Annotated in this window: 16 protein-coding genes; 1 reads left to right on the top strand and 15 read right to left on the bottom strand. The window is 67.2% G+C overall.

What is annotated here, in order from left to right; genetic code table 11:
- Positions 1 to 16: 16 nt before the first annotated feature.
- The 15 genes from nusB to ACFVTM_RS07240 form a co-directional block, all read right to left on the bottom strand.
- On the bottom strand, positions 17 to 427 hold the full coding sequence (gene nusB / locus ACFVTM_RS07170) for a transcription antitermination factor NusB (protein ID WP_091251831.1): 411 nt from the start codon (positions 425 to 427) through the stop codon (positions 17 to 19).
- Positions 427 to 990, bottom strand: a complete 564-nt coding sequence (efp, locus tag ACFVTM_RS07175) for an elongation factor P (RefSeq protein ID WP_018773146.1) — start codon at positions 988 to 990, stop codon at positions 427 to 429. The genes nusB and efp overlap by 1 nt, the downstream gene beginning before the upstream one ends.
- A 154-nt stretch (positions 991 to 1,144) precedes the next feature.
- Positions 1,145 to 1,663, bottom strand: a complete 519-nt coding sequence (locus tag ACFVTM_RS07180; protein ID WP_390202820.1) for a tetratricopeptide repeat protein — start codon at positions 1,661 to 1,663, stop codon at positions 1,145 to 1,147.
- 2 nt (positions 1,664 to 1,665) lie between these two features.
- A complete protein-coding gene (gene aroB / locus ACFVTM_RS07185; RefSeq protein ID WP_390202702.1) occupies positions 1,666 to 2,757 on the bottom strand; it encodes a 3-dehydroquinate synthase in 1,092 nt (363 codons plus the stop codon).
- Positions 2,757 to 3,293: a shikimate kinase gene (locus ACFVTM_RS07190; RefSeq protein WP_390202821.1), complete on the bottom strand. Its 537-nt coding sequence runs from the start codon at positions 3,291 to 3,293 to the stop codon at positions 2,757 to 2,759. The genes aroB and ACFVTM_RS07190 overlap by 1 nt, the downstream gene beginning before the upstream one ends.
- 71 nt (positions 3,294 to 3,364) lie before the next feature.
- The gene (gene aroC, locus ACFVTM_RS07195) at positions 3,365 to 4,564 is read right to left on the bottom strand and encodes a chorismate synthase (protein ID WP_390202703.1); all 1,200 of its coding nucleotides are present in this window, start codon (positions 4,562 to 4,564) and stop codon (positions 3,365 to 3,367) included.
- A 26-nt stretch (positions 4,565 to 4,590) separates the two neighbouring features.
- Positions 4,591 to 5,472, bottom strand: a complete 882-nt coding sequence (locus ACFVTM_RS07200) for a shikimate dehydrogenase (protein WP_390202704.1) — start codon at positions 5,470 to 5,472, stop codon at positions 4,591 to 4,593.
- A complete protein-coding gene (gene mltG / locus ACFVTM_RS07205; protein ID WP_390202705.1) occupies positions 5,469 to 7,232 on the bottom strand; it encodes an endolytic transglycosylase MltG in 1,764 nt (587 codons plus the stop codon). Before mltG ends, ACFVTM_RS07200 begins: the two co-directional genes overlap by 4 nt.
- Positions 7,229 to 7,813, bottom strand: coding sequence for a Holliday junction resolvase RuvX (ruvX, locus tag ACFVTM_RS07210; RefSeq protein WP_390202706.1), 585 nt, complete (start codon positions 7,811 to 7,813; stop codon positions 7,229 to 7,231). Before ruvX ends, mltG begins: the two co-directional genes overlap by 4 nt.
- Before the next feature lie 11 nt (positions 7,814 to 7,824).
- A complete protein-coding gene (gene alaS / locus ACFVTM_RS07215) occupies positions 7,825 to 10,503 on the bottom strand; it encodes an alanine--tRNA ligase (protein WP_390202707.1) in 2,679 nt (892 codons plus the stop codon).
- A 175-nt stretch (positions 10,504 to 10,678) separates the two neighbouring features.
- A complete protein-coding gene (locus ACFVTM_RS07220) occupies positions 10,679 to 10,945 on the bottom strand; it encodes a DUF6167 family protein (RefSeq protein ID WP_390202708.1) in 267 nt (88 codons plus the stop codon).
- A gap of 20 nt (positions 10,946 to 10,965) precedes the next feature.
- Entirely contained in the window at positions 10,966 to 11,340 is a 375-nt protein-coding gene (locus tag ACFVTM_RS07225; RefSeq protein ID WP_390202822.1) for a DUF948 domain-containing protein, read from the bottom strand.
- A gap of 180 nt (positions 11,341 to 11,520) precedes the next feature.
- Positions 11,521 to 12,147: a 30S ribosomal protein S4 gene (rpsD, locus tag ACFVTM_RS07230; RefSeq protein WP_018773157.1), complete on the bottom strand. Its 627-nt coding sequence runs from the start codon at positions 12,145 to 12,147 to the stop codon at positions 11,521 to 11,523.
- Between the two features lie 210 nt (positions 12,148 to 12,357).
- Positions 12,358 to 12,756: a cupin gene (locus ACFVTM_RS07235; RefSeq protein ID WP_390202709.1), complete on the bottom strand. Its 399-nt coding sequence runs from the start codon at positions 12,754 to 12,756 to the stop codon at positions 12,358 to 12,360.
- 244 nt (positions 12,757 to 13,000) lie between these two features.
- The gene (locus ACFVTM_RS07240; protein WP_390202710.1) at positions 13,001 to 14,521 is read right to left on the bottom strand and encodes a replication-associated recombination protein A; all 1,521 of its coding nucleotides are present in this window, start codon (positions 14,519 to 14,521) and stop codon (positions 13,001 to 13,003) included.
- Positions 14,522 to 14,622: 101 nt separating this feature from the next.
- Between ACFVTM_RS07240 and ACFVTM_RS07245 the strand changes: the two genes are divergently transcribed.
- Positions 14,623 to 15,267, top strand: a complete 645-nt coding sequence (locus ACFVTM_RS07245) for an acVLRF1 family peptidyl-tRNA hydrolase (protein WP_390202711.1) — start codon at positions 14,623 to 14,625, stop codon at positions 15,265 to 15,267.
- Positions 15,268 to 15,633 lie beyond the last annotated feature (366 nt).

Raw genomic sequence — 15,633 nt, forward strand, 5'->3', positions numbered from 1 at the left:
CTGTGTTGCGAACGACCTAGGCCAGCAGCGAAGGCTTCAGCTGCTGCAGGCGGCCCAGCAGGCCGTTGATGAACGACGGCGACTCGTCAGTGGAGAGCGTCTTGGCCAAGGCCACAGCCTCGCTGACAGCCACGCCGTCGGGCACGTCGTCGTTGTAGAGCAGTTCCCACGTGCCGATCCGCAGGATGATGCGATCCACGGAAGGCATGCGCTCCAGGGTCCAGCCCTGCGAATACGTTTCCAGGAATTCGTCGATGGCAGCCTGGTGGGACACCACGCCTTCGACAATTTCGAGGGTGTACGGGTTGACGATCTGGTCGGTCTGCTCGCGGCGGGACTTCAGTACGTCGAAGGCCGAGGCGGAGCGCTGCTCGGCCTCAAAGAGGACATCGAGGGCCCGGTTCCGGGCCTTACCGCGGGCACTCACTAGTCGTTGACCCGGCCGAGGTAGGAGCCGTCGCGGGTGTCGACCTTGACCTTGGTGTTGTTCTCGACGAACAGCGGCACCTGGATCTCGTAGCCGGTTTCGAGGGTGGCGGGCTTGGTGCCGGCCGAGGAGCGGTCGCCCTGCAGGCCCGGCTCCGTGTAGGTGATCTCGAGAACGACGCTCGGGGGCAGTTCGATGTAGAGCGGGTTGCCCTCGTGGATGGCGATGTTGACCATCTGGTTCTCGAGCATGAAGTTGGTGGCGTCGCCGACGGTGGCGGCCGAAACGGTGAGCTGGTCGAAGTCCGAGGTGTCCATGAAGACGAAGTCGGCGCCGTCCTGGTACAGGTACTGGTAGTCGCGGCGGTCCACCGTGGCGGTTTCGATCTTCAGTCCGGCGTTGAAGGTCTTGTCGACGACCTTGCCGGACATCACGTTGCGCATCTTGGTGCGCACGAACGCGCCACCCTTGCCGGGCTTGACGTGCTGGAACTCTATGATGTTCCAAAGCTGGCCCTCAAGCTTAAGGACGGTTCCGTTCTTGATGTCGTTAGTGGTTGCCACAGTATCCTCTTAGTTTCTCGATGGTTCCATCAGGCCGGTGCTAGCGGCCGGACGCTTATGCCGGGCCGGCGTGCCATGCGGCCCGCCAGCGCGTATTTGTCAAAAATCCAAGATCTATTCTACCGGTTCCCGCGGACAGCTGGCTGACGGGGGTTCAGGACTGCTGTTCCAGCACTTCCCGGGCGCGCTGCAGCGCCACCGTGGAGGCGTAGATCAGGGCGGCGTCGGCAGAGCCGGCCACGCGCAGGTCCAGTGCCTTCGCGAAGGACTCGACGGCGGCGCCCACGTTGCCGCCGGCGAAGTAGGACCGGCCCAGGTGCTGGCGGACCGCCGCCTCCTCCAGGGTGCCCTGGGTCTCGGCGAGGAGCTGGCGGAAGACCTCAACGGCGCGGTCGAACCGGTTCGAGACCCGGAGCACGTCCGCCTCGAAGATCCGCAGCCGCAGCGAGTCCGGGTCCTTATAGCGGGCCTCGGCGAGGAGATCGGCGGCCTCGGCCGCGTGCCCTTCGACGAGCAGGACGAAGATCCGGTCCCCGGGATCAGTGGAAGCCGCCAGTGCCTCGGCTTTCACCTCGTCGTTGACGATCTGGGGCATGAGGCTCTGCGGATTGATCCGGATCCCGGGGAATCCGGCGTCGGGCCATTCGCTCGTGCCGCCTTTGGCCATCGTCATCATCAGGAGGCAATCTCCTGGTAGGCGGCGAACAGCAGGGACGTGTCCGGGACGTCGAGGATGCCGGGCCGGCCGACGCCGTCGAGCACCACGAAACGCAGGAGGTCGCCGCGGGACTTCTTGTCCCGGCGCATGCCGTCGAGGAGGGCCTGCCAGCGGTCGCGGCGGTACGTGATGGGAAGCCCCAGGCTTTCGAGGATGCTGCGGTGCCTGTCGGCGTCGGCGTCGCTGAGCCGGCCGACGCTGCGGGCGAGCTCGGCGGCGAACATCATGCCCACCGAGACGGCGGCACCGTGCCGCCAGGAGTAGCGCTCGGCGAGTTCGATCGCGTGGCCGAGGGTGTGGCCGTAGTTCAGGATCTCGCGTTGGCCGGTTTCCTTCAGGTCCTCGGAGACCACCTTGGCCTTGACGCTGATGGCGCGTTCGATCAGTTCGCGCAGGACTTCCGAGCGGGGATCGGAGACGGCGGTCGGGTCCTTTTCGATCAGGTCCAGGATGGCGGGGTCGGCGATGAAACCGCACTTGATGACCTCGGCCATGCCGGAAATGATCTCGTTCTTGGGCAGCGTCTCCAGGGTGTCGAGGTCCGCGAGGACGCCGGCGGGCGGGTGGAACGCGCCCACCAGGTTCTTGCCCTCGGCGGTGTTAATCCCGGTCTTTCCGCCGACGGAGGCGTCCACCATGCCCAGCAGGCTCGTGGGCATGTGGATGACCTTGACGCCGCGCAGCCAGGTCGCGGCGACAAAGCCGGCGAGGTCCGTCACCGCGCCGCCGCCGACTGCGACGACGGCGTCCGAGCGGGTGAAGTCGTTCTGCCCCAGCACCTGCCAGCAGAAGGAAGCCACCTCGATGTGCTTGCCCTCTTCGGCGTCCGGGATTTCCGCGGTCAGCGCAGTGAAACCGGCAGCGGCCAGCTCTTCACGGACGGTGTCGCCGGTGAGCCGAAGCGCGCGGGGGTGGATGACCAGGACACGCTTGACGCGCTCGCCCAGCAGGCCCGGCAGGCTTGCCAGCAGGCCGCGGCCAACCACGACGTCGTAGTTCTCAGCGGGCGTCTGTCCGGTGACTCTGATGACGGTTGATTCGGTACTCACTATTGAACTTCCTTTGTCGACGCCGGAGTGGGCACGGCCGCGGTCTTCGCCGCGGCGCGCTCCCCCAGCGCATTTTCCAGCCGGTGAGCCAGCTCCGCAACGTTGCCGCTCCGGACATCGAGGACGAGGTCGGCGAGCCGTTCATAGACCGGCTGCCGGGTGGCGAACAGGGTCCGCCACCTGCCCATGGCGTCGCCGGCCAGGAGCGGCCGGCCGGAATTCTTGGCAATGCGTTCCGCCACAGTCTCGGCGTCACATTCGAGGTACACCACGGTACAGCGGCCCAGGAGCTGCTGCGTACCGGAGTCCAGGACCGCCCCGCCACCCAGCGAAATGACAGCAGTGCTGCCCTTTGCCTCTTCGATGGCCTGCGCCACGGCCCGGGCCTCCAGCTCGCGGAAGGCGTGCTCGCCGCGGCTGGCAAAGATCTCGGCGATGGTCCCGTGCTGGTCCACCACTAGGGCGTCGGTGTCCACGAACGCGCACCCCAGATGCTGCGCGAGCTGCTGCCCGATCGCCGATTTGCCCACGGCCATCGGTCCGATCAGGACCACCGGGCCAATGTTGTGTGCGGCGGCGGAGAGCGCTTCGGTATTCACGGCCGGCACTAGTGGCCGATCGAGTCCAGGGACGCCGGAATGCTGTCCAGGTAACCCTTGATGTTGCGGGCGGTCTCCAGCACGGAGTCGCCGCCGAATTTTTCCGCGACCGCTTCGGCGATCACGAGGGCCACCATGGCCTCGGCCACCACGCCGGCGGCGGGGACGGCACAGACGTCGGAGCGCTGGTGGTGGGCCTTGGCGGCTTCCCCGGTGCTGACGTCGACCGTCTTCAGTGCGCGCGGCACGGTTGCGATCGGCTTCATGGCGGCACGGACGCGCAGGACATCGCCAATGCTCATGCCGCCCTCGATCCCGCCTGCGCGGTTGGACGTGCGGATGATCTTGCCGTCGGCGTCCTTGACGATCTCGTCGTGGGCGGCCGAGCCGCGTCGGGCCGCCGTGCGGAAGCCATCGCCGACCTCAACGCCCTTGATGGCCTGGATGCCCATCAGGGCCGCCGCGAGGCGCGAGTCAAGGCGCCGGTCCCAGTGGACGTAGCTGCCGAGTCCCGGCGGGAGGCCGTAGGCCAGCACTTCAACAACACCGCCAAGGGTTTCGCCCTCCTTGTGCGCGACGTCGACCTCGGCCACCATGGCGTCGGAGGTTTCGCGGTCGAAGCAACGCAGCGGGTCGGCGTCAAGGGCGATCACATTGCCCGGGACCGGCAGCGGCCGGCCTTCCGGCACGGCAACGCTGGCGATGGACACGGTGTGGGAGACGAGTTCGATCCCGACCTGCTTGAGGAACGCCGCGGCGACCGTGCCGAGAGCCACCCTGGTGGCCGTCTCGCGGGCGCTGGCACGTTCCAGCACCGGACGGGCCTCGTCGAAGCCGTATTTCTGCATGCCGGTGAAGTCGGCGTGGCCGGGCCGCGGCCGCGTCAGCGGGGCGTTCCGGGCCTGGTCGGCCAGGATTTCCGGTTCCACGGGATCGGAGGACATGATCTGTTCCCACTTGGGCCACTCGGTGTTGCCGACCTGGATGGCGACGGGGCCGCCCTGGGTCAGTCCGTGGCGAACGCCGCCGAGGATCGTGACCACGTCCTGCTCGAATTTCATCCGGGCACCGCGGCCGTAACCGAGCCGCCGGCGGGCCAGCGCCTCGCTGATGTGGGCGCTGGTGAGTTCAACACCGGCGGGCACGCCTTCAATTATTCCGACCAGTGCCGGGCCATGGGATTCTCCGGCAGTCAACCAACGCAACATACAATCCATCCTGCCATGTCGGGCACTTAGAACACCCGTCGGGGTGCCCCGACTGCGTCACACATCACATCTATGACTCCGGCCGGCAGGGCCTCGCCCAGCCCGGTGAAGTACCGCACCTGCTCCACGGCCTGGTAGATGAGCATTTCAAGACCCGGGACCACCGTGCCGCCGGCTTCCTGCCAGGCAGCGGCAATCAGGCTGGGCCAGGGATCGTAGGCGACGTCCAGGAGGACACCGGGGCGGCCGGAGGCTCCTGCCAGCTCGTCAGCCAGTTCAGAGGCAAGCCCGTCTGCCGCGCGGGGCGGCAATGTGGAGATGACGACGTCGGCCGCGGCGACGGCGGCGGCCGCACCGGCGAGGGGAAGCACCTGGATGGGAAGCCCCACGGCAGCCGAAGCGGCGCGGGCCTCGCTGGCCCGGCTGACATCGCGCACGAGCACCTTGGCAGACACCGCGCCGAGCTCCTGGAGGGCCGCGATGGCCGCTGCCGCCGTCCCGCCCCCGCCGAGGACCACGGCGGTGGGGGCCGCGGCCGCCCCGGCGTGCCGAAGGGCGTTGACGATTCCGGCGACGTCGGTGTTGTAGGCGACCAGCCGGGTTGCGCCGCCGTCGGGTTCGAAGGCAACGGTGTTGACGACGCCGAGTGCGCCCGCCACGCCGCGGACCTCGTCCACTTCCGCCACCATAGCGGATTTGAGCGGCATGGTGACCGAGAGCCCGCGCCAGGAACCGTCAGCGCGGACCTCGTCCCGGACCTGCCGCATGAAGTCGGGCAGGGCGGCTTCTGTCACGTCGATGGCGGAGTAGGCGATGTCCACACCCAAGAGCGCATAGGCGGCCCGGTGCAGCGCCGGCGACTTCGAATGGCTGATGGGATGCCCGAGGACGGCCGCCCGCAGCGTCATACGCAACGTCCCGGGTTGGCCTCGCACCAGGCGTTGTACTGTGCCACGTAGCCGTTGTGTTCGGCCAGGGTCTTGGAGAACTTGGTCTCCTTGGTGTCCAGGTTGATGGTGACCCAGTAGAGGTAGTTGTTGGTCTTGGGCTTGGCGGCGGCGTCAATGGCGGTCTTGCCGGGCGAGCCGATGGGTCCGGCCGGCAGCCCCTGGTTGGCGTAGGTGTTGTAGGGGTTCGACTTGTCAGCCTTCTGGGCCTCGTCGATGTGGAAGCTGCGGATGCCCAGGCCATAGGTGACGGTGGCATCGGACTGGATGAGCCCGTTCGTCTCGGTGTTGTTCGGCTTGAGGCGGTTGTAGATGGCGCCGGCGACGTCCCCGTATTCGGCCTGGCCGCCTTCGGCCTGGACGATGCTCGCCACGGTGATGACGTCGTACTGTTTCGCGGGATCGGTGACGCCCTGGGCCTTGAGCTCACCGAGGGTGCTGCCGACGAGCTGCTGCAGAATGTCCTTGGCGGAGGTGCCCAGCGGGAAGCGGTACTCCCCCGGAGCCAGGTAACCCTCGAGGTTCTTGGCCTTGGCCGGGACTCCGAACTGCGCGGGCGCATCGCTGAGCGCCTTCAGGTCCGGGACCGAGATCCCGGTGCCCTCGGAAATCGCCTGCAGGGATTCGCTGATCCGCAACCCTGCGCTGAGCGCAAAGTACATCACCTTGCCCTTGTCCTTGTTGAGCAGGATGTCCACGGCGTCGGAGTTCTTCATTTCCTGGCGCATGGAGAACGTGCCGGGGTTCAGGGCTCCGCCGGCGGCGGTGAACTCCTTGAGGAAGGTGTCCGCGTTCGCCACGACCTTCTTCGACTCCAGCTCGGTGGCCACGGACCGCGGCCCGGCGCCGGGTTCGACCGTGATGGTGACCTCGCCGGTCCCGGGGCCGGGGTAGTCGGCTTTGGTGTCCCCGCCCAGGAGTGGCTTGAGGAACTGTGCGCCCACCGCGATGGCGGCAACGAAAACTGTCAGGGTCAGCACCAGGGCAAGGAAGCGGCGCCGGCGGCGGACTTTCTTGGTCGGAGCCTTGTCGTAGCGGACGGCTCCGGCCATCAGCTCGTGGCCGGGTTCGCCGTGGTACTCGGCGTCCGGTTGCGCCTGCGGGTCGCCGGCGTCGTCGTAAACATGGTGAGCCTCGTCGTGGGGATGCAGGGCATAGCCATCGTGGGCGGTTGCATCATGGGTGACCGCCTCGTGGTGGGCCTGGTAGCCGTGCTGGCCGGCCGAGGCGTAGACGGCGTCGTGGCCATGCTCATGGTCAACGGCGTCGTGGTTTGGCACGACGCGGACCGGCATCATCTGCGTGAAGTCATCGCGGACGGGCTCTACCTCGGCCGGGGCTTCGGGCACGGGTTCTTCTACAACTTCGTGGACGGCTTCATGTACGGGTTCCTCGTGCACGGCTTCGGGCACACGTTCCTCGTCCACGGGTTCTTCGTGCACGGTGGGTGCTGCTTCGGGGAGTTCCGGGGCGGCCTGCGGCAGCTCGCCCGCTGGGCTTTCAGCAGCCGGGCTTTCAGCAGCCGGGATATCGGCACCGTGCTTTTCCGAAGGCGCCGCCGTCGGGACGTCCTGTCCCGTCTCATATGCCTGGGGCGGGATCACGTTGTGCCCCTGGGTTGCCAGAAGCTTCTCCCGGGCCCGGATCTCCTTGCGCGTCAGCGGTCGGTCGGCACCACCAAGGTCGTCACCGGAGTAGTCATCACTGTTGACCGGGCTCACTGTAGCCTTCCATGTTCTGAAGAGTGCGTCTGTACTGCCGGGCCGGTCTGTGCGCCGTCTCCGGTCGGCCCCGGCGCAGACTCCGCGTACACGCGGTTTCCGACCTCCGTTCCCCTGGCCTTTTGCATATCAATCGCATGCTGCAGAATACCTGCCGCCGCAACCTGATCAACAACTGTACGGTGATTCCGGCTGCTCATGCCAGCTTCGTGCAGGTTGCGGTGGGCCGTCACGGTGCTGAGCCGCTCGTCAATCAGCCGCACGGGCACTCCGGTTCCGGCGTCCTGCAGGGCGTTGGCCAGCAACTGTGCATACTCCGTGGCCATCCTGGCCGAGGCGTGCTCTTCGCCCTTCATGGTGCGCGGCAATCCAACGAAAATTTCCACGGCGTCCAACTCCGCGGCCAGCGCGGCCAGAATCCGGACGTCAGTGTTCTTTTTCACATTCCGCTGCAGAGTGCGCAGCGGGGTCGCCAGGATTCCATCGCGGTCGCAGACCGCCACGCCCACACGGACGGTGCCGACGTCCACCCCGAGCTTCACACCCCGGGGATAGACGTCGGCCACAGCAGCTTCAGACACGTAGGGGCCCGCTATCGCCGGGTAATCGCGTCCACGACGGCGCTGAGGGCAGCTCCGACCAGGGCGGCATCCGTGCCGCCGCCCTGGGCGACGTCGTCCTTGCCGCCACCGCCGCCGCCGAGGACACCGGCGGCGAGGCGCACAAGGGCGCCTGCCTTGACGCCGGCAGCCCGGGCTGCTTCGTTGGTGGCGATCAGGATGAGGGGACGGTCGTTGCTGACACCGGCCACCGCGACGGCGGCGGGCTCGGAACCGAGACGCGTCCGCAGGTCCAGGGCCAGGCCGCGCAGGTCGTCCGCGCCGCTGACTTGGCCGGCGTCGTGGGCGATGACCTTGACGCCGGCGGCGTCCTTGGCGGTGCCGACCAGCTGGGCGGCGGCCGCGGTGAGCTGCTCCTTGCGCAGGCGCTCCAGTTCCTTTTCGGCGGTCTTGAGCTTGGTCAGCGTGCTGGCGATCCGGTCCGCGAGGAGCCCGGAGGGAACCTTCAGCATTTCGGTGAGCTCGGTGACGAGCGCGCGTTCGGCGGCGAGGTGCCGGAACGCGTCCATGCCCACGAAGGCCTCGACACGGCGGTTTCCCGAGCCCACAGACTGTTCGCCGAGCAGGGACAGGCTGCCGATCAGCGAGGTGTTCTCGACGTGGGTGCCGCCGCAGAGCTCGCGGGACCAGGCGCCGTCGATCTCCACGACCCGGACTTCGTTGCCGTAGTTCTCGCCGAACAGCGCCATGGCGCCGAGCGCCTTGGCCTCGGCGAGCCCCATGATCTTGGTTTCCACCCGGAAGTTGTTGCGGATGGCGATGTTGGAGACTTCCTCGATCTCGGACCGGGTGGCGGCGCTCAGGCCCTCGCCCCAGGCGAAGTCGAAGCGGAGGTAGCCGGCCTTGTTGAAGGACCCGCGCTGCAGGGCTTCCGGGCCGAGGATCTGGTGCAGCGCCGCGTGCACGATGTGCGTGCCGGTGTGGGCCTGCTCCGCGGCGTGGCGGCGTTCCCGGTCGACGGCGGCCTGGACCAGGACATCGGAGCCGATTTCGCCTTCGCGGACAATCGCTTTGTGCACGCTCAGGCCCTTGAGTGGGCGCTGGACGTCCAGGACCTCGACGACGAAGCCGTCGCCGGTGATGAGCCCGGTGTCGGCGGCCTGTCCGCCGGCCTCGGCGTAGAACGGCGTCTCGGCCAGGACCAGCTCGATTTCCTCGCCGGTGGAGGCCTGGGAGACCTTGCGGCCGCCGGCCAGGATGCCGCGGACCTTGGATTCGCCCTGCAGGTCGGTGTAGCCGGTGAAGACGGTCTCGCCCTCGGCGAGGAGCTCCTGGAACGCGCTGAGGTCGGCGTGGGCGCCCTTCTTGCCCTTGGCATCGGCCTGGGCGCGCTGGCGCTGTTCGAGCATGAGCTTGCGGAACTCAGGCTCGTCCACCTTTAGCCCGGCCTCCTCGGCCATCTCCAGGGTCAGGTCGATGGGGAAGCCGTAGGTGTCGTGCAGGGCGAAGGCGTCGGCGCCGGAGAGCGGCCGGCCGGCGGACTTGGATTCCTTGACGGCGTCCTCGAGCCGGGCGGTGCCGGAGGCGATGGTGCGCAGGAAGGCCTTCTCTTCGGCGTAGGCGATCCGGCTGATGCGCTCGAAGTCGGTCTCCACGATCGGGTAGACGCCCTTCATGGCGTCCCGCGAGGCCGGCAGCAGCTCGGGCAGGCAGGCCTTTTCGACGCCCAGCAGGCGAATGGAACGCACGGCACGGCGGATCAGGCGCCGCAGCACGTAGCCGCGGCCCTCGTTGGAGGGGGTGACGCCGTCGGCGATCAGCATGAGGGCCGAGCGGATGTGGTCGGCAACGACCCGCATGCGGACGTCGTCGGTGTGATGCGGGTCTTCATCGGACTCCGCGGAGGTGTATTCCTTGCCGGAGAGGGCCGCGGCGCGGTCGATCACCGGGCGGACCTGGTCGGTCTCGTACATGTTCTCGACGTCCTGCAGGATCATCGCGAGGCGTTCCATGCCGAGGCCCGTGTCGATGTTCTTCTTGGGCAGTTCGCCGGTGATGTCGAAGTCCACCTTGGAACGGACGTTGTCGATCTGGTACTGCATGAACACGAGGTTCCAGATCTCGACGTAGCGGTTTTCGTCGGCGATGGGGCCGCCCTCGACGCCGTAGGACGGGCCGCGGTCGTAGTAGATCTCCGAGCAGGGACCGGCCGGGCCGGGCTGGCCGGTGGACCAGTAGTTGTCCGCCTTGCCCATGCGCTGGATCCGCTCGGCCGGCATGCCCGTGTTCTTCAGCCACAGCTGCTCGGCCTCGTCGTCCTCTTCGTAGACGGTGACCCAGAGCCGCTCCGGCGGCAGTCCGTACCCGCCGTCGTCCACGCTGGTGGTGAGAAGCTCCCAGGCGAACTTGATGGCGTCTTCCTTGAAGTAGTCGCCGAAGGAGAAGTTGCCGCACATCTGGAAGAACGTGCCGTGGCGGGCGGTCTTGCCCACTTCCTCGATGTCACCGGTCCGGATGCACTTCTGCACGCTGGTGGCCCGCTGGTAGGGAGCCTCCTCACGGGCTGTCAGGTACGGGATGAACGGGACCATGCCGGCCACGGTGAACAGCAGGGAGGGGTCGCTGGAGACCAGGGAGGCGGAGGGCACGGCGGTGTGCCCCTTGCTGACAAAAAAGTCGATCCAGCGCTTGGTGATCTCCTGCGACTTCATGAGCTGATTTCTTACCCTTCAATATTCACTGCGTTATGTGGCCCGCGTCTGTGCCGCGCGGGACAAGCTGAGGTCCGGCGCTGCTCCGGGCCCCGTTAATCGGGGTCTCTTATTAGGAGGTGCGGACGCGCCGGCATGCCCGTTACGGGCACTGTACTTACTAATTCTCTCCCGGCTAGCGCCGGACCGCATCCCGGCGGGCGACGGCGCCGCCGGCAGCAATATCCGTTGCCGTGTCGATCCCAAGGGCCGTGCGGAGTTCGGTTTCCCGCTCCCCCATGCCTTCGCGGACGGCGTCGGCGAAGTCGAACAGGCCGTCCGCCAGCCGTCCCACGGCCCGGTTGAGGCCCTCGGGGCCAAGGGCGGACTGGGCTTCGGTGACCTTGCGGAAGGCGATGACGCCGATCGCGACGCCGATTCCCATCCAGATGATTCTGTTCATATCAGGTTCTCCTGGCGGGGTTAGCGGCTACGCCGGCCGGTGGCGGGCTTTTTGCGGGCGGAGAAGGCGGAGCGCACGCCGTAGCTGAAGGCGGCCACCTTGATCAGCGGCGAGCCCACGGTAGCGGCCACGAGCGAGGACAGCGCCGAAATGTTGGCGGAGGCGTCCGAGACGTTCGAGGAGATGCCGTCGACCTTCTTCAACTGCTCGTTGGTGGTGGTCACAGTCGCGGTGACTTCGTCCATGAGCGGGGTGGCGCCGTCGCTGATTGACCGGATGGAAGTCCGCACTTCGTCAAACACTCCCCCGAGCTTCAGGATGGGCACGGCGAGCAGCAGGACCAGCAGTGCAAACACCCCTGCCGCGATCAGGCCGGCAATATCGCCACCAGACATAGACACTCATCTCCTTGAACTGCAGTGGATAACTGCTCGTTGCGTCGGGTCCCGACGGATTCAGCCGATCGTTTCGGCCGGCAAGCAGAAACGGCTCCCGGGGAACTCCCCCAAGTACCTTACATACAAAGAAGCCCGCGGCGCTTGCCACGGGCTTCTTTGTAGGTGTTGCCTTTTGAATTAGCGTGCGTAGAATTCCACGACGAGCTGCTCTTCGCAGGTCACGGGGATCTCGGAACGCTTGGGGCGGCGCACCAGGCGGGCCTGCAGGGCGTCAAGCTTGACGTCCAGGTAGGCCGGAACGATCGGCAGGACGTCGCGGTGGGCGCCGGCTGCTGCAACCTGGAACGGAGGCATGGTCTCGCTGCGGCTGTGAACGTGGACCAGCTGGCCCTCGCCGACGCGGAAAGACGGGCGGTCAACGCGGATGCCGTCAACGAGGATGTGGCGGTGCACAACCAGCTGGCGGGCCTGGGCGATGGTGCGGGCGAAGCCGGCACGCAGCACGAGGGCGTCGAGACGCATTTCGAGCAGTTCGATCAGGTTTTCACCGGTCAGGCCCTTGGTGCGACGTGCTTCTTCGAAGGCACGGGTCATCTGGGCTTCGCGGATGCCGTACTGGGCGCGCAGACGCTGCTTTTCGCGCAGACGTACGGCGTAGTCGGAGTCCTGCTTCTTGCGGGCACGGCCATGCTCACCGGGGCCGTAAGGGCGGCGCTCCATGTACTTGGCGGCCTTGGGGGTCAGAGCGATGCCGAGTGCGCGCGAAAGGCGTGCGGTACGGCGAGCACGAGTGTTGTTAGCCACTTGTGTCCTTCCAATATCTGCGGTGTGTCAGTGTTACTGGCCTCCACGATGGAGAGCATCGGCCAACCGCTGCCTTTTGCTACTGGGCACAGGGCAACCATCATCAAATTCAAGGATTTTCCAAAATTTAATGGATTGTGCGTCCGTGCCTTGCCAGACAACGGACCAGCCTACCACGAACGGGTCCATGGCCCGAAGTCAGGGCCGCAGTCAGGCTCTGGCGTGCATGCCCCGGCCGCCGCGGCGCCCGAAGGACGCCGCACCCAGGAATTCGACCGCCACAAACGGCATCGGGCCCACAACCCATTCGTCGTGCCCCGGCGGAATGGCGTAGGTGTCGTTGGCGTGGATCGTGGAGCGCAGCCCTTCTTCGGATTCGACTTCCATTTCACCGGATATGCAGAAGCCCAGATGGTGGTGCTGGCAGGCGTCGGTCTGCTCGTAGGGCCTGGTGTTCTCCGACCACCTCCAGCCAGGGCCCAGGATCAGTCTCGTCACCGAATAGTCGTCTACTGTGCAGAGATCGAATTCCGCTTTGTCCGGGCACCGTTTCTTGTCGGGGACATCGAAGGACTTGACTGCCATGGCTGTAACGAAGTTGATACTCATGGGACACTACCTGGGGCCGGGGGGACGCTCGCACTGGAAAAGGGTTGGGCTACGCCGGCCGCGTTGGGGTCCGCGTATCGAGCCGGCGACATTAGCCGCGCTGTCCCCTGCGCCGCACGGGTAGTCAGCAGATCAATGCTGACGTAATTCCACGTTAGACCTCTTGGCCCCTATGTCAACGCCGGATTCCGGGGTTGCAGTGCCGCGGAGGAGCAGCCGCTGGTCAGGGCCGTTCAGGTGCCGCTCACGTACCGCGGATGATCTTCCGGAGCCGCTCGAGCCGGGTGGCGATGTCGCGTTCGGCTCCGTTGCCGGTGGGGACATAGTAGTTCCGTCCGACGAGGTCGTCCGGCGGGTACTGCTGCGTGGCCACGGCATGCGGTGCGTCATGGGCGTACTTGTAGCCCGCACCGTGCCCCAGTTGCTTCGAGCCCGGATAGTGGGCATCGCGCAGGTGGGCCGGTATCCCGTTGCCGAGGCCGGCGCGGACGTCGGCGATCGCCTTGTTGAGCCCCATGTAGGCGGCGTTGGACTTCGGCGCGGTGGCCAGGTGCACCACCGCCTCGGCCAGGACGATGCGGCCTTCCGGCATGCCGATCAGCTGGACGGCCTGGGCCGCCGCGACGGCGGTCTGCAGCGCCGTCGGGTCCGCCATGCCGACGTCCTCGGCCGCCGAGATCACGATCCGGCGGGCCACGAACCGGGGATCCTCCCCCGCTTCGAGCATCCGGGCGAGATAGTGCAGCGAGGCGTCGACGTCGGAGCCCCGGATCGACTTGATGAACGCGCTTGCGACGTCGTAGTGCTGGTCCCCGGCCCGGTCGTAGCGAACGGAGGCGACATCCAGGGCCCGCTCCGTGTGCCGCAACTGGATGGTGACAGGCTCCGCCGCCCCGGCGGTGTCCCCAACGCCCGCCTCACTAACGGCAGCATCCTTCGCGGCAGTGTCTATGACTACTGCGTCGGCGTCGTCCGCGTCGCCAAAGGCGACGCCGGCGGCCGCCTCGAGGGCGGTCAGGGCGCGCCGGGCGTCGCCGCCGGAGAGCCGGACCAGGTGGGCCAGGGCATCGACACTCAGCACCGCTTTGCCGTTAAGTCCACGGACATCAGTAACGGCACGCTGCAGCAGACCCTCGACGTCGGCGTCGGTGAGCGGTTTGAGGCTTAGCAGCAGCGAACGGGACAGCAACGGGGACACGACGGAGAACGACGGGTTTTCGGTGGTGGCCGCCACCAGCACCACCCAGCGGTTCTCGACGCCGGGAAGCAGCGCGTCCTGCTGGGCCTTGTTGAAGCGGTGGATCTCATCGAGGAAGAGAACCGTGGTGGTCTTATAGAGGTCGCGCGCAGTCAGGGCCTCATCCATCACGCGGCGGACGTCCTTGACGCCGGCGGTGATGGCGGAGAGTTCGACGAATTTCCGGCCGGGACCCTTGGCAATCACGTGGGCAAGGGTGGTCTTGCCGGTGCCGGGAGGACCCCAGAGGATCACCGAGCTCGGCCCGGCGGGGCCGGTCGCGTCGGAGCCGGCAGCCAGCTGGCGCAGCGGGGAGCCCTGGCCGAGCAGGTGCTGCTGGCCCACCACGTCATCCAGCGTGCGCGGCCGCATCCGGACAGCGAGCGGACTGCGCGGCGAAGCTGCCCCGGCGCCGGACCGGGTTGCCGACCGGGCGCGGCCGGATTCGTCGGCGCCGTCGTTGTCATCTCCGCCGGAGTCGTCGCTTCCGTCGGCGTTGTCCCGCCCTGCGCCAAAGAGATCTTCCACATAGATAGGCTACTTCTAGTTCCTGCCCGTCCTGTCACTCCTCCATCACTCACGCCGTACCCTTCACCCCGCAACTCACCCCGCGACGAAAGAGCCATGCCATGCCCAGCCCCGAGACCCGCCTGGCCTTTGTCTCCGGCGCCCGGCTGCCCGGCTGGGTGGACCGCTTCGCCGCGAGCCACGGCGCGCTCACGCAGGAGCAGACCGACGCCGGCCTGCAGCTGCGCGCCGCGGACGGCACTGAGGCCGTGCTGCGGGCACCCTGGCCCGTGGACGGCCGGCCCGGGACCGGCCCCGATGCCGTCTCCCGGCTGGCTTCCCTGGCCGGCCAGCCCCGGAGCATCGGTGCCGTGCTGGTCCGCCGCGGCGGATACTCGGTGGCCGTGGTGAGCGCCGGCGCTGTACTGGCGTCCAAGACCGGCACGCGCCACGTTCAGTCACGGACGGCGGCCGGTGGTTGGTCCCAGCAGCGCTTTGCCCGGCGCCGCGCCAACCAGGCAGATGCCCTCGTGGAAGCGGTCGCCGAGCACGCCGCAAGGATCTTCGCAGGGCATCGGGTCGAATACGTAGCGCCCGGCGGCGACCGGACACTGGCCGAGCAAGTGCTCGCCGAGCCCGTGCTGAAGCGCTACGCGGGGCTGGCCCGGCTGGCCTTCCTGGACGTCCCGGATCCACGCGCGGCCATCCTGAAGAAGGCCGCCACGGACCTGTGCTCGGTGCGGATCCTGGTGACCGACCCGGAGTAGCTGTCCCCGCCACGTGGTACCCGTCCTGCCGGAAACCGTTACATTGCCGCATTTCTGCCATTTTCGCTGCGTTTCCGCCGTATTGCTGCGTCCCGGCCGTTTCCCGCCGTTTCGCTGCCCACTGGCGCCGGCCGGACGCGGGCCTGCCGGAGAGGGCGCTGACCTTGGCTTCCACCCGATGTCCAAGTAGTTCAGCGGCGTCCGCCACCACCACCTGAGTACCCGCCCCTGTCCGGCGCCGTGTGAATTCGAGTAATTCCTACTCGTTTCCCCTCCTTTTTGCCGACCATAGACTCGAGCACATCCCTTGTCACTGAAATCAATCGCTATTGGGGAATTCAATGTCCAACATTGACCAACCGATTC

It is taken from the genome of Arthrobacter sp. NPDC058130, assembly GCF_042884475.1.
In the GTDB taxonomy this organism is placed as follows: domain Bacteria; phylum Actinomycetota; class Actinomycetes; order Actinomycetales; family Micrococcaceae; genus Arthrobacter.

Coding starts and splice junctions, on each gene's coding strand:
- ACFVTM_RS07200 (WP_390202704.1), bottom strand. CDS start 5,472: ATGACGCTGCGGGCGGCCGTCCTCGGGCATCCCATCAGCCATTCGAAG.
- alaS (WP_390202707.1), bottom strand. CDS start 10,503: ATGAAGTCGCAGGAGATCACCAAGCGCTGGATCGACTTTTTTGTCAGC.
- ACFVTM_RS07245 (WP_390202711.1), top strand. CDS start 14,623: ATGCCCAGCCCCGAGACCCGCCTGGCCTTTGTCTCCGGCGCCCGGCTG.
- ACFVTM_RS07220 (WP_390202708.1), bottom strand. CDS start 10,945: ATGAACAGAATCATCTGGATGGGAATCGGCGTCGCGATCGGCGTCATC.
- aroC (WP_390202703.1), bottom strand. CDS start 4,564: ATGTTGCGTTGGTTGACTGCCGGAGAATCCCATGGCCCGGCACTGGTC.
- ACFVTM_RS07190 (WP_390202821.1), bottom strand. CDS start 3,293: ATGGCCGTGGGCAAATCGGCGATCGGGCAGCAGCTCGCGCAGCATCTG.
- ACFVTM_RS07180 (WP_390202820.1), bottom strand. CDS start 1,663: ATGACGATGGCCAAAGGCGGCACGAGCGAATGGCCCGACGCCGGATTC.
- ACFVTM_RS07225 (WP_390202822.1), bottom strand. CDS start 11,340: ATGTCTGGTGGCGATATTGCCGGCCTGATCGCGGCAGGGGTGTTTGCA.
- ACFVTM_RS07235 (WP_390202709.1), bottom strand. CDS start 12,756: ATGAGTATCAACTTCGTTACAGCCATGGCAGTCAAGTCCTTCGATGTC.